The following is a 13,199-nucleotide window of genomic DNA, read 5'->3' on the forward strand; positions in this document are numbered from 1 at the left end:
ATCATCCTTTTTGCCTATTTTTGCGCTCCTGTTCAAAAATATACTTTATGATTGCTTCTCGTTTTTTCTGATCTCTTGTTAAAAATTGTACTCGGTATTCATATTTTTTCTTCCCCCTGTCTCCCTCTACTCTATTACAGGAAAGTACTCTTCCTGCAATTTCCAATAACTGATTATTATCCAAACTTCTCAATAGCATACTGATAAACAGATATTCGCCCTTTTTCCCTTCTTCTTCTGCCATAAATCGAATCCCACCACCACTTAAATCTACAGCAATCGCATGGTTTATTTCCATTTCCGGTTCATATTCTTTATGATGACGTTTTAATTCTTCTATTTCTTCTATTTTTGCTTCATCTTCTGTGATTTTATAATATTCAATATCCATGGCACATTCAAAACGAAAATACTCTCTTCGCTGGAACTTCTCTAATGGACTTTTAGGCTCCAATAAAAGCATGTACAGTCCATCCACTTTATAATGCTCCTTCACCTGAGCAACGCAGCGGTATAGTCCGTTTTTTGTATAAAAAATGCATTCATAGCGAATTCCAACAGAAAGTATTACCATCTTCCCTGCATAAATCGGCATAGATACCTCTAACAGATTATCTTTTTTGATATTCTGTACGCGGCTTTTATAAACTTTTGCCATAATACCTTCGTTCTTTTCTTTTTCTACCTGTTGTAGAATTCGAATATCAATTTTATCTCCTATGTTAATAAGATTGGAAACCATTTCACACCTCTATTTTACTTTCTTCTATGAAGCAAATTGGAAAATAATCGTGCAACTCCTTTTTTCATTTGAAATTGAACATCTTTTTCTTCCAATAAATTTTCAGTCAATACTGCAAAAGCTTTGGATACATTCGCCTCTGGATAAGAAAGAACAACAGGCTGTTGTTGCCTTACTGCTCGTTCTAACATAGCATCTTGTGGAAGTACTCCTAAATATTCTAATTTTCCATTCAAAAACTGCTCTACTACTGTATTTATCTTATTAAATATTGCAGTGCCTTCCTCAACGGAATCCACTCGATTGGAAATCACTTTAATTCTTTTTTCATTCCATTGAAATTCGGGATTTCGATACAATACCTTCAATAATGAATAAGAATCTGTCAGAGAACTTGGCTCCGGTGTTGTTACAAGTATAATCTCCGGACTTGCCAATACAAACTCCAAAACGCTATCTGAGATTCCCGCTCCTGTATCAATAATGATAACATCTGCCATTTGATCTAATTCTTTCATACTGCTAATCAAATAATCAATTTGGTCTTTTGTAAGATTATTTACCCCTGTAATTCCAGAACCCCCGGATATAAATCCAATTCCCATTGGTCCTACTGTTATAATATCACGAATATTCTTACCGTGGTAGATTAAATCTCCAAAATTATATTTAGGAATTGTTCCAAACATAACTTCTACATTTGCCAATCCAAAATCTGCATCAACAATAATTACTCGTTTTCCGGATTTTTGCATCTGAATTGCCATATTTACTGCTATGTTTGATTTTCCAACTCCCCCTTTTCCGCTGGTAACTGTAATCACTCTTGCACTAGGTACAAGCTGTTGATTTTTTTGTTTTACAATATTTCTTAGCTGCTCTGCCTGATCCATATATTATTTTCCTCCAAGCAGAATCTTTACTATTTTCTGCATATTGAAAACTTCTATATCCTCCGGCACATTCTGTCCATATGTAACATAAGATAAATCTGCCCCAGTATATAATTTCATATTCAGCATATTTCCATAGCAGTTTGTTTCATCCAGCTTTGTAAATATCAATTTGAATTTAAACTCTTTTTGATATACATCTACAATATCTTTTAAATCGCGATATTTTGTAGTAGCACTTAACACTAAATAAATTTCCTTTTCATACTCTTCTGATGCGCCTGTAATTAAATTTTTAATATCATTACGCTGTTCTTCATTCTTATGGGATAATCCTGCCGTGTCTATCAGAATCAAATCATAATCTTTCCATTCTTTTAATGTATCATTTAATTCTTCCGGAGAATAAATAACCTTAATCGGAGTATCTAGAATATTGGCATAAGTTCTAAGCTGATCAGCAGCCGCAATACGATATGTATCCGCTGTTAACAATGCTACTTTTTTCCCTTTTTCCACTTTAAATCTTGAAGCAATTTTAGCGATTGTAGTTGTCTTTCCTACTCCCGTAGGTCCTACAAAAAATACAAGTTTTGGTGCATTTTCCGCTAATTCTATTGGCTGGGGTTGCCCAAACTTTAATATCATTTTTTGATAAATGCTGGAAAGCATATGATCTACACTGGAACCTTTTTTTCTTACGGTTTCAACTTCATCTATAATCTGATTTACATATTTTTCATCTACTTCATTTTCTAACAAAACACTGTAAATCATTTTCATGAATTTAAAGCCTTCGTCTTCTGGTTCTTCCGGTAATTCTTCCTTTTTTGTCTCTTCCGGTGCCAATTTCTTTTCCAAAAAGTTCTGTAAGCTTTCTAACTTTTCTTCTAAATTATTTTCAGCTGCTACTTCCTTCTTGGTTTCATTTTTCATTTTTTCTTCTAAGGATGCCCACATATTTTCTACGGTTTGTGAGGTTTCCTTTATTTGCTCTTTAGGTTCTTCTTTTTTAACCGGTTCAGGTGCAGGAATTCGAATTGCTTCATCCGCTGAAACATCTATTTTCCCAACTTTAGGCATTTCCGGTGCCTTTACCTGAGCAGTCTTCTCATTTTCTTCTATTGCAGCCGTTACCTCGTAAGTACTGTTCTTGAATGCTTTAAAAAGCCCCTTCGGTTTTACTTCTTTTACATTCATGATAACGGTTCCTACACCTAATTCCTGTTTTGCCTTTAAGGTCGCTTCTTCTTCTGTTTTTCCCTGAAATTTCTTTATTGTCATGAAAGGCTCACCATCCCTACTGATTGTAATTCAATGTTAGACTCGACTTCATTGTAGGAAACAACTATTAAGTCTTTAAAATAATCTTCTGTTAACTTCTTAAAGTACATTCGCACAATTGGCGATGTAATAATAATGGCATTTTTTCCGAGATTTTCCAACTTTGCAATTTCTGTTTCCAGTGAAGCCATAATTGCTTTTGTCTTTTCCGGATCTAATGTCAAATATGCGCCTTGTTCTGTCTGTTTTACAGATGCCATAATTTCCTGCTCTACTTTAGGATCCAATGTAATTACACTGGTAACTTCATTTGCAGGGAAATACTTACTGGAAATTGCACGTTTCAAACTTTGTCTTGCATACTCCGTTAATACATCGGTATCTCTTGTAGTTGCAGCATGGTCTGATAAAGTTTCCAAAATTGTAAGCAAATCTCGTATTGAAATACCCTCACGCAACAAATTCTGCAAAACTTTTTGTATTTCACCAATTCCTAATAATTTTGGTATTAACTCATCGATTAATACAGGATTATTTTCTTTTACGTTATTAATCAAATTCTGTACATCCTGTTTTGTTAATAGTTCATCCACATGACTTCGGATAACTTCTGTCAAGTGAGTTGCAATAATAGATGGTGGGTCTACAACTGTATATCCCAAACTCTCCGCACGTTCTCGCTGACTTTCTGTAATCCATAATGCTGGTAAGTGGAAAGAAGGTTCAAAGGTTGGTATACCTGATATTTCTTCTTCTACAAACCCTGGATTCATAGCCATGTAGTGGTCGAAAAGAATTTCTCCTTCGGTTACCTGTATTCCCTTAATTTTAATAATATATTGATTTGGATTTAACTGAATATTATCTCGCAAACGAATAATCGGCACTACCATACCTAATTCTAAGGCTATCTGCCTTCGAATCATAACTACACGATCTAGTAAGTCTCCTCCTTGGCTAACATCTGCCAACGGAATAATACCATATCCAAATTCTAATTCGATTGGATCTACTTGTAGTAACGAGTTTACATTTTCTGGTTTTCGAATTTCTTCTGCCTGTTCTTCTGCCGTATCAACTTCCTCTTCTATAGATTCAATGGCAATATTCTTTTCTACGCTCTTACCGGTTACAATAAATGCAACACCTAATGCAAGGAATAATTTCCAATCCAATGGTGTGGTAATTCCTAAGAAAATTAAAACTGCTCCTACTATATACAATACTTTCGGTATTCCAAAGAGCTGTTTTACCAATACCTGACTGAAATCAGCTTCCTTAGATGCCTTGGTTACAAGAATACCTGTTGCTAATGAAATTAATAAAGAAGGAATCTGGCTGGATAATCCATCACCAATTGTAAGGATTCCATACTGACTTAACGCATCCCCAATTGCAAGTCCCTGACGTACCATTCCCATAGCAGTACCACCCACTAAGTTGATAAAGGTGATGATAAGACCTGCCATGGCATCTCCCTTTACATACTTAGTAGCACCGTCCATAGCTCCAAAGAAACTTGACTCCTGCTGTATCTTTTCACGTCGTTCCCTTGCTTGTTTCTCATTAATAATACCTGTATTTAAGTCTGCATCAATTGCCATCTGTTTACCTGGCATTGCATCCAATGTAAATCTTGCTGTTACTTCTGCTACTCGCTCAGAACCTTTATTAATTACTACGAACTGAATAATTAATAAGATTACAAAAATAATTGCACCGATAATTAAATCATTTCCACCTACGAACTCACCAAAAGTTCGAACGACATTTCCCGGATCTCCCGTATTTAAAATCAAACGTGTAGAGGAAACATTTAACGAAATTCTAAAAATGGTGGTAAACAACAATAGTGTTGGAAAGAACGACATGTCCAACACTTCCTTTACAAATAATGCATTTAATAATATTACTAACGCAACTGCAATATTAAAAGCCAGCATAACATCTAATAAAATAGAAGGAATGGGAACAATAAAGAAAATGACGGCTGCCAATATATATATAGCCACTCCCAAATCTGCCTTTTTCATGCTTTTTCCTCCTCTGTCTTCTTTATTAATCATTTATTCTTCAAACTGTATACAAAAGCTAACACTTCTGCTACCGCTTGATATAACTCTGGTGGAACTTCTGCTCCTATATCTACATTCGCATATAACATTCTCGCCAAAGGCTTATTTTCTACAATTTCAATATTATTTTCTCTTGCAATTTCTCGAATCTTCATTGCAAGGAAATCTTCTCCTTTTGCAATTACAATGGGGGCTGAATTTTTATCTGCATCATATTTAATTGCCACTGACAAGTGTGTCGGGTTTGTAATAACGACATCAGCTGTCGGAAGATTTTGCATCATACGTCTTTGAGAAGCTTCACGCATCTTAGAGCGTTGACGACCTTTTATTTCCGGATTTCCTTCTGTATTCTTGTATTCATCCTTTACTTCCTGCTTGGTCATCTTCATGTCTTCTTTAAACTTATGTTTTTGATATAGCCAATCCACAATACCAACCACCAAATAGACGATTGAAATTTTTAATCCTGCATCTATTACGATGCTTCCAATTAAAATAATAACCTGCATTAAAGGTATATCATATAGCAAAAATAAATCGTTCTGATGGTCTTTTACTGATGTATATGCCACATAAGCAATCAAAGCAATTTTAGCAATTGATTTTACCAATTCAAAAAGGGATTCTTTGGAAAAAATTCTTTTAAATCCACTCATAGGATTTATTTTACTAAACTTAGGTTGCATGGGCTTTCCTGTTACTTTCCACCCTACCTGCAAAATGTTAATCAAAACACAACACGTTACACCTATGGCAAATACCGGTGCTAAAATTTTCAAAATAACCAACATTACATTATTTACTACGGTTGTGACCGTGAAGACGGATAACCCACCTGCACTATTATTTATAATATCCGGCATTTTATGATAAATGACCGGGAATACACTGATAAGATTTTCACCAATGTAAGAAACAAAAATTTTTAACACTAAAAATAATGCTATCAATTCGACAGCAGCACTTAATTCCTTACTTTTTGCTACCTGTCCTTCTTTTCTGGCATCTTGTAATTTTTTTGCAGTTGCCGGTTCGGTCTTTTCCCCACCTTCACCGTCTTTTGCAAACCACTGAAGATTATATTCCAAAAAAAAATATGTTTTTTCTTCCACGCTAATACATTCCTTCAATTATTGAAACTATCATTTTTTTCATTTCTGTAAATATAAAGTTTGAAATATTAGGTAATAACCCAACCGTAACAAACATAATAGTAAGTCCCACCAAAAGCTTTAATTGTATCCCCACCGCAAACATATTCATCTGTGGTGCAACTTTTGCCATAACTCCCAAAATACAATTTAATATCATACTTGTTGCAAATACCGGTAACACGATTCGGAATCCAATAACCATTAAATGTGTCATATAATCTGTCATTGACCCCAGTAAGTGATTCCATTGAAAAACGGTTCCGTTTACAGGTATTACCTGATATGAATCTACCAATGCTCGCAAAATGTAATAATGCATATTGGTTACTATTAACAATAATAAAATCAAGTAGTTATATAACTGTGCTGTGATTGATACTTGTTGATTAGAAGATGGATCAAAAACATCTACCATAGCAAGTCCAATCTCCATATCAATCATTTTACCTGATAATAAAACAATGGAATTACAAATATTTGCTGCAAACCCAATGAGCAATCCTGTAATTCCTTCCTTCAAGACGATGATGGCGAACTCTATTACTCCGGAATATTCCAGTGGATTTTTCGGCATAATCAATTGATATATAATCAAAGATGTAAATACCGACAATCCGATTTTTATGCGGTTCGGGGTGTTATTCATTCCAAAAAACGGTGCAATAAATACGAATGATGCAACCCTTACCAATATCATCAGAAAATATTCAAATGTATATATTGAAAATCCATAGTTTACCATAACTGTCGTCAACCTATCGCAAATACAGGCTGAAGCTATTCCATAATTCTGTCATAAAGCCTGTTATATTTTCTAACATCCATCCACCTACAAGCATCATTCCTAAGAACACTGCTATAATCTTTGGCACGAATGTTAATGTTTGTTCCTGTATAGATGTAACTGTCTGAAAGATACTAACAATTAAACCTACAATCAAAGAAATTAAAAGCAGAGGTGCTGACGTTTTAATAATAAGATACAACGCCTCTTTTGCTATATCCAGAACCTGTCCTTCTGTAATCATATCTGTTCACCTCTACTTAATAAAATGTCTTTACCAGACTGCCTATTACCAAATCCCAACCATCTGCTAAAACAAATAGCAACACTTTAAACGGTAGGGAAATTGTTGTAGGCGGTAACATCATCATACCCATAGACATAAGCACTGATGCTACTACCATGTCAATCACAATGAACGGGACATATATCAAAAATCCCATAATAAATGCTGTTCGCAGTTCGCTTAAAATAAAACTCGGAATAATAATTGTCATAGAAAGTTGATCTACCTGCGCTTCATCGCTTGTATCAATATCATCGATTCCTGCGATATCGCAAAATAAATTCAAATCCTTTTGCTGTGTTTCTTTATACATAAACTTTCTTAACGGCTTTGCGCCTTCTTCCAACGCCTGCTCTTGTGTAATTTCGCCAGCATCAAATGGTTTAATTGCATTTTCATTAATCTCTGTAAAAACAGGATTCATAATGAATAATGTCAGAAATAATGCCAATCCAATCAATACTTGGTTTGGTGGGGCTGTCTGTGTACCAATTGCATTTCTCACAAAGTGTAACACGATGATAATCCTTGTAAATGAGGTCATCATAATGAGAATTGATGGTGCAAGTGATATTACAGTAAGTACTAATAAAATTTTAATATTTCCTGAAACATCCCCATTTTCATTATTCCAAGTTACATGCAGCCCATTTGTATTATCTGTAGTTGCTTCTTGGGCATGTTTTTGTGTACTGTCATCCAACTGTCCAACTTGACTTGTTGTCTGATCCGTCAAATCCTGATTAGCTCCCGTAGCATGTACACTGCGTCCAAGACACAGAACCAATGCTAAAATCAAGGTAATCGTTCCAAAGGCAAAGGAAAAGCCACAATATATTTTTTTTCCTCTATTCATCACTCTTTGCCTACTTCCTAGGGAATTTTCCCTTTAGTTTTTCCAAAATCTCCTGAAAATTCGGAGCTTTCGCAGCTGTTGTTTCATCTTCTGTTGGAAGCCATGTCAATTGCTCTTTTGTCAACTCTGTTAAAACATTAATGCTATCCTTACAAATGGAAATTGCCAAATACTTTTCTCCCACTTGAATAATCTGAATAAACTTATTATTGTTCACTCGAAAGCTTTCAATAACCTTAATGTTCTTATTCGACATTGTTCCTTTCTGGTAACCGGCAATCCACTTCGTTGTAAAATATGTGATTGCCAGTACAAACAGGAAGATAAGTAATACACCGATTAGTTGAAAAAAACTATCCCAACCAGAAGATATCTCCATTAAAATCATATTAGCCAACTACTTTTTTCACTGCTTCTAAAACACGTTCTGCCTGGAATGGTTTTACAATAAAGTCTTTTGCTCCGGACTGAATTGCTTCAATAACCATAGCCTGCTGTCCCATTGCAGAACACATAATAACTGCTGCGGATGGATCTGATACTTTAATATCTTTCAAAGCTTGAATTCCATCTTTTTCCGGCATAGTAATATCCATAAGTACAAGATCTGGTTTTGTTTCATTGTACTTTTCTACTGCCTTTACTCCATTTTCTGCTTCTCCAGCAATTTCATAACCATTTTTAGTTAAAATGTCCTTAATCATCATTCGCATAAATGCTGCATCATCACAAATTAAGATACTCTTTGCCATCTGTTTTTCTCCTTAACTTCTTTTTTCTTAGTTGTTTATTATCTCTGTAATACGGATACCAAAACTTTCTTCAATTACCACTACTTCTCCTTTGGCAATATATTTTCCGTTTACTAGCACATCAATAGGTTCCCCAGCAATCTTGTTCAATTCAATGATTGTTCCTGGTGCAAATTCCAAAATATCTTGAATGGATTTGCTTGTTCTTCCTAATTCTACAGTTACTTCCAACGGTACATCCATAATCAATCCTATATTTTCTTGTTGAGTAACTGGATTAACACCTCCAGTAAATGTCTGGAATTGTGCCGGCTGTACATTTACCGGTTGCTGTGTATACATCTGTTGTGTCATATTGTTATCCATAGGCGCTCCCATTATTGATTGTCCCATCATCGGTTGTGCTTGTACTTGTGGCTGCATCTGTGGAGCCGGTTGCGGCACCGCTCCTCTTGCAGCTTGCGAAGCTGTTTCAGTAGAAGACGCATCTTCCTCCATTGTTTTCGCAACTCCCGCGCACATTTCTTTTGCAAAAGAAAATGGGAACAACTGCATTATTTCACTGTTTACCAAATCTCCAATTTCCATTTTAAAGGAAATTTTAACGAATTCTCCTGTTAAAAACTCTGCTATATCTGCTTCATCCACAGAATCTTTTAAATCAATCAAATCCGCTGATGGCGGGCTAATGTCAATCAACTTATTCAACATTGATGACAATGATGTGGCCGCTGAACCCATCATCTGATTCATCGCCTCACTAATCGCGCTCAAGTGCAACTCGCCTAACTCTCCATCAGTATTAGTGCCATCGCCTCCCATCATCAAATCGGTAATTACCTTAACATCTCCCTCTTTTAAAACTAAGAGGTTGCTTCCATCCAACCCTGTAGTATATGCAATTCGTATAAACACACAAGGTTTTTCATAGGAATCTACAATATCTTCCCACCGTGCAAATGTGACAACCGGTGTCGAGATATCAACCTTACGATTTACTAATGAAAATAATGTTGTAGCAGCAGTACCCATGCTAATATTAGAAATTTCTCCAATAGCATCCATTTCTTCTGTTGTCAATCTTCCTTCATTATCCTCTACTGTCTTTACAGCATCTTCACTAGCATCATTCTTCAACAGCGCTTCAATTTCTTCTTGTGACAAAACACCGTCCATCTTCTCACTGCTCCTCTCTGATTACTGATGTAACTCTTACTGCGTATTGTTCTCCCGAAGCTCCGGGCAGAGCAGTAAATTTTTTGATATTACCAACATATACATCTAATTCTTGATCTACCTTCGTATCAAGCCTGATAATATCTCCTACTTGTAGATTAATGAAATCATTGACTGAAATACTACTATTTCCCAATACAGCCTTTACCGGCATTGGTGCTTTCGCTATCATGGCTTCGATTGCCGTTGTATATTCTTTTTCATCGCGCTCCTGCATTGTAGAGTACCAATACTTTGTATTTAATTTGTCCATAATATCTTCCAAAGTCATATATGGAAGACATACATTCATTAATCCTTCAACTTCTCCAATTTTTAAATTAATAGTAATAATTGCTATCATCTCACTTGGAGAAATAATTTGTGCGAACTGTGAATTTGTTTCTATTCGTTCCAATCGTGGATGAATATCTACTACATTTTCCCATGGTTCTCGTAACAAATTGATACACACATTCATGATTCTTTCAATAATCAATAACTCGATTTCTGAAAAATCTCTTGTTCTCTCCAATGGTACTCCCGTACCACCTAACATGCGGTCAACCATTGCATATCCTAAATTTGATGCCAGCTCCACAATAATATTTCCCGGCATCGGTGCAAAGTTTACTATTCCAAGAAGCACCGGATTGGATAAGGCATTTGAAAATTCCGAGTAAGTAACTGCTTCAGAATTCATCACCTCTACCTGGATATTTTTTCTCAAATACACCGGAAGATTGGTAGATAACAATCTTCCATAATGTTCAAAAATAATCTCCATGGTTCTAAGATGTTCTTTGGAAAACTTCGCAGGTCTTGCAAAATCATAATTCTTTACTTGTTTTTCCCCGGTGTCCTTCATCTCATCTACGTCCAGTTCACCAGTGCTGAGCGCATTCAGAAGACTGTCTATTTCATTTTGCGATAAGACCTCGCCCATTTTCTTTCACCACCTGACATTACACTTTTTTTCTTCTCTATTGATAATTTATATCCGAGAATACTACGCTAACAATAAAATCAGAATCATACATCTTGCGAAGGCTCTTTAAAATTTCATTTTGGATTCCTTTTGTATCATTTCTCATATCATCAATGGTATGACCTGATACAATTTTGTTAATTTCATCCTTAATAATGCCTTCTTTATCAGAAATTACAGTTGCATCTGTATAATCCTTGTTCTTAGTATCTAACGCAAGAGAAACTGACATCATTACATAATGATCTTTTCCATCTGTGTTTTTCAAGTTGATTGTCATTTTTTCTCCATCAGAAAGTTTTACTTCCTCAATCTGACTCATAGGAACATCAATAGCTCCTTCTTCTTTTCCACTCTCTAATTCCAAATCAATTGCTGAGCACACTTTTGTAATTAGCTCATTTGCTTTTTTTGACTGCGGTACTACAGAAATCATAAGAATTGCTGTTAAAATAAGATTTGCAAGTACCAATGCCAGGATTAAAACACTCATTAAATTCTTTTTCATACTGTTTGTTTCCTTTCTAATTAGAATTATAGGAATTATATATTTTAATTTCTACCCGTCGGTTTCTTGCTCTTCCTTCCGGTGTAGAATTATCTGCAATCGGATTATATTCACCACATCCAGTTGCCCGAATCTTTGAAGGATCCAAGGTTGTCTTGGACAATATATAATCTTTTACAGACTGTGCTCTATAAGACGAAAGAATATCATTGCTCTCATACTTACTATTATGTATTGGCACATTATCTGTATGCCCTTCGACATAAATGCTATTACTATTATAACTTTGTAATATGGTTGACAATTTATCTACTAACGGTATTGCATCTTCACGAATTTCTGCCTTTGCAGAATCAAACAGCAACGCTCCATTTAATGTCAGCATTACATATTGTGCATTGGAATCCACTTCTACCTGGTCACCAATTTGAAGCTGTGCTAACTGTTGTTCGATAGACTCAGCCATCTGTTCAGACTCTTTCAATGATGCTTCTTCATACTCTGCTTTCAAATCATTTTCTGTCTGTTGTTGTTCTTCCTGATCCTGATTACTTTCTTGCCCTTCTTCTTGTGAAGAGGAATTAGCACCCTCATTATAATATGTATCCAAGAATTCCAATTGGCTTACCCCAGAAGATACCATCATACCATCTCCAATAGAGGCTCCACCAGAAGGGAAAATACTAAAACTATTTTGCAATGATGCAACTAACATTTCAAACTTCTCCGCATCTACCGTAGACATAGAGAAAAGCAGTACGAAAAAGCACAATAACAAGTTCATCAAATCGGCAAAAGTATTCAGCCAGCTGGCACCACCGCCTTGTGGCTCTTCCTTTTTTCTTCTAGCCACTATGCTTCACCTCCGGCCTGTTCATCAGACATGCTTTCTCTCATTTTCGGTGAAAGGAATGACTTCAGTTTTTCTTCAATAACACGCGGATTTTCACCTGCCTGAATTGATAAAAGTCCCTCTACCGTTACTTCTTTAATCATAATTTCTACATTGTTATTTACTGTTAATTTATTTGCAACCGGACCACATAACCAGTTTGCAAGCAAAGAGCCGTATAATGTAGTAACCAACGCAACCGCCATATTCGGTCCAATGGTAGATGGGTCTGATAACTTCTGTAACATATTAATCAAACCAATCAACGTACCAATCATACCCCAGGCAGGACCTAACTCAGCCCATTTTTGCCAGAATCCAATTACTGACTTATGCCGTGATTCGATACAATTCAAATCCGTCTCCAAAATGCCCCTAACCAACTCCGGATCAGTACCATCCACAACAAGCATAACACCTTTTTTTAAGAATTCATCTTCTATACCGTTTGCTGCTTCTTCCAACGCAAGGAGACCTTCTTTTCTTGCTATATTTGATAAATCAATTATATTCTTAATCACTTCTTCAACATTCGCTTTTGGACTTTTGAAAATCATTGTAAAACTTTTGATTCCTTTCAAAAAATCCTCAAGTGTGTGTGATGCCAATACACCTGCTAATGAGCCACCAATTGTAATTAGTACGGATGCGGGATCCCAAAAGTTTCCCAACGCACTGAATCCATCATCACCACTGGCAACACCGAAAACAAACATTCCGACACCCATGATAAAACCAACTAAAGACGCTATATCCAACTTAGCCAC

At 35.8% G+C, this 13,199-nt stretch carries 15 protein-coding genes; all 15 read right to left on the reverse strand.

Annotated elements, in window-relative coordinates:
* Nucleotide 1: 1 nt before the first annotated feature.
* Genes KQI83_RS05190 through KQI83_RS05260 form a run of 15 tightly spaced genes read right to left on the reverse strand, consistent with a single transcriptional unit; the run spans nucleotide 2 to nucleotide 13,190 of the window.
* A complete protein-coding gene (locus tag KQI83_RS05190) occupies nucleotides 2–742 on the reverse strand; it encodes a flagellar brake protein (RefSeq protein ID WP_216555214.1) in 741 nt (246 codons plus the stop codon).
* A gap of 14 nt (nucleotides 743–756) precedes the next feature.
* A complete protein-coding gene (locus KQI83_RS05195) occupies nucleotides 757–1,635 on the reverse strand; it encodes a MinD/ParA family protein (RefSeq protein WP_216555216.1) in 879 nt (292 codons plus the stop codon).
* Nucleotides 1,636–1,638: 3 nt separating this feature from the next.
* On the reverse strand, nucleotides 1,639–2,919 hold the full coding sequence (flhF, locus tag KQI83_RS05200; protein WP_216555217.1) for a flagellar biosynthesis protein FlhF: 1,281 nt from the start codon (nucleotides 2,917–2,919) through the stop codon (nucleotides 1,639–1,641).
* Complete coding sequence (gene flhA / locus KQI83_RS05205; protein WP_216555218.1) at nucleotides 2,916–4,952, reverse strand: flagellar biosynthesis protein FlhA; 2,037 nt, start codon at nucleotides 4,950–4,952, stop codon at nucleotides 2,916–2,918. Before flhA ends, flhF begins: the two co-directional genes overlap by 4 nt.
* A 29-nt stretch (nucleotides 4,953–4,981) precedes the next feature.
* Nucleotides 4,982–6,109 (reverse strand): flagellar biosynthesis protein FlhB, encoded by a 1,128-nt coding sequence (gene flhB, locus KQI83_RS05210; RefSeq protein WP_330622310.1) that lies wholly within the window; start codon nucleotides 6,107–6,109, stop codon nucleotides 4,982–4,984.
* 1 nt (nucleotide 6,110) lies between these two features.
* Complete coding sequence (fliR, locus tag KQI83_RS05215; RefSeq protein ID WP_216555219.1) at nucleotides 6,111–6,893, reverse strand: flagellar biosynthetic protein FliR; 783 nt, start codon at nucleotides 6,891–6,893, stop codon at nucleotides 6,111–6,113.
* Nucleotides 6,894–6,906: 13 nt separating this feature from the next.
* Nucleotides 6,907–7,179: a flagellar biosynthesis protein FliQ gene (gene fliQ, locus KQI83_RS05220; protein WP_216555220.1), complete on the reverse strand. Its 273-nt coding sequence runs from the start codon at nucleotides 7,177–7,179 to the stop codon at nucleotides 6,907–6,909.
* Nucleotides 7,180–7,195: 16 nt separating this feature from the next.
* The gene (fliP, locus tag KQI83_RS05225; protein WP_216555221.1) at nucleotides 7,196–8,077 is read right to left on the reverse strand and encodes a flagellar type III secretion system pore protein FliP; all 882 of its coding nucleotides are present in this window, start codon (nucleotides 8,075–8,077) and stop codon (nucleotides 7,196–7,198) included.
* A 10-nt stretch (nucleotides 8,078–8,087) separates the two neighbouring features.
* Nucleotides 8,088–8,465, reverse strand: a complete 378-nt coding sequence (locus tag KQI83_RS05230; protein WP_216555222.1) for a flagellar biosynthetic protein FliO — start codon at nucleotides 8,463–8,465, stop codon at nucleotides 8,088–8,090.
* 1 nt (nucleotide 8,466) lies between these two features.
* Nucleotides 8,467–8,829, reverse strand: a complete 363-nt coding sequence (locus KQI83_RS05235; RefSeq protein WP_216555223.1) for a response regulator — start codon at nucleotides 8,827–8,829, stop codon at nucleotides 8,467–8,469.
* Nucleotides 8,830–8,856: 27 nt separating this feature from the next.
* Nucleotides 8,857–10,005 (reverse strand): flagellar motor switch phosphatase FliY, encoded by a 1,149-nt coding sequence (fliY, locus tag KQI83_RS05240; protein WP_216555224.1) that lies wholly within the window; start codon nucleotides 10,003–10,005, stop codon nucleotides 8,857–8,859.
* Between the two features lie 4 nt (nucleotides 10,006–10,009).
* The gene (fliM, locus tag KQI83_RS05245) at nucleotides 10,010–10,990 is read right to left on the reverse strand and encodes a flagellar motor switch protein FliM (RefSeq protein WP_216555225.1); all 981 of its coding nucleotides are present in this window, start codon (nucleotides 10,988–10,990) and stop codon (nucleotides 10,010–10,012) included.
* 37 nt (nucleotides 10,991–11,027) lie between these two features.
* The gene (locus KQI83_RS05250; RefSeq protein ID WP_216555226.1) at nucleotides 11,028–11,540 is read right to left on the reverse strand and encodes a flagellar basal body-associated FliL family protein; all 513 of its coding nucleotides are present in this window, start codon (nucleotides 11,538–11,540) and stop codon (nucleotides 11,028–11,030) included.
* 16 nt (nucleotides 11,541–11,556) lie between these two features.
* A complete protein-coding gene (locus KQI83_RS05255) occupies nucleotides 11,557–12,393 on the reverse strand; it encodes a flagellar motor protein MotB (RefSeq protein WP_216555228.1) in 837 nt (278 codons plus the stop codon).
* Nucleotides 12,393–13,190, reverse strand: coding sequence for a motility protein A (locus tag KQI83_RS05260; RefSeq protein ID WP_216555429.1), 798 nt, complete (start codon nucleotides 13,188–13,190; stop codon nucleotides 12,393–12,395). Before KQI83_RS05260 ends, KQI83_RS05255 begins: the two co-directional genes overlap by 1 nt.
* Between the last annotated feature and the right edge of the window lie 9 nt (nucleotides 13,191–13,199).

Source organism: Roseburia sp. MSJ-14, assembly GCF_018918225.1.
GTDB lineage: Bacteria > Bacillota > Clostridia > Lachnospirales > Lachnospiraceae > Petralouisia.

Excerpts from the sequence above, each read along its gene's own strand:
- fliQ (WP_216555220.1), bottom strand. The coding sequence starts at position 7,179 with ATGATTACAGAAGGACAGGTTCTGGATATAGCAAAAGAGGCGTTGTAT.
- KQI83_RS05230 (WP_216555222.1), bottom strand. The coding sequence starts at position 8,465 with ATGATTTTAATGGAGATATCTTCTGGTTGGGATAGTTTTTTTCAACTA.
- KQI83_RS05235 (WP_216555223.1), bottom strand. The coding sequence starts at position 8,829 with ATGGCAAAGAGTATCTTAATTTGTGATGATGCAGCATTTATGCGAATG.
- fliM (WP_216555225.1), bottom strand. The coding sequence starts at position 10,990 with ATGGGCGAGGTCTTATCGCAAAATGAAATAGACAGTCTTCTGAATGCG.
- flhF (WP_216555217.1), bottom strand. The coding sequence starts at position 2,919 with ATGACAATAAAGAAATTTCAGGGAAAAACAGAAGAAGAAGCGACCTTA.
- KQI83_RS05250 (WP_216555226.1), bottom strand. The coding sequence starts at position 11,540 with ATGAAAAAGAATTTAATGAGTGTTTTAATCCTGGCATTGGTACTTGCA.
- KQI83_RS05190 (WP_216555214.1), bottom strand. The coding sequence starts at position 742 with ATGGTTTCCAATCTTATTAACATAGGAGATAAAATTGATATTCGAATT.
- fliP (WP_216555221.1), bottom strand. The coding sequence starts at position 8,077 with ATGAATAGAGGAAAAAAAATATATTGTGGCTTTTCCTTTGCCTTTGGA.
- KQI83_RS05195 (WP_216555216.1), bottom strand. The coding sequence starts at position 1,635 with ATGGATCAGGCAGAGCAGCTAAGAAATATTGTAAAACAAAAAAATCAA.
- flhA (WP_216555218.1), bottom strand. The coding sequence starts at position 4,952 with ATGAAAAAGGCAGATTTGGGAGTGGCTATATATATATTGGCAGCCGTC.
- fliR (WP_216555219.1), bottom strand. The coding sequence starts at position 6,893 with ATGGTAAACTATGGATTTTCAATATATACATTTGAATATTTTCTGATG.
- fliY (WP_216555224.1), bottom strand. The coding sequence starts at position 10,005 with ATGGACGGTGTTTTGTCACAAGAAGAAATTGAAGCGCTGTTGAAGAAT.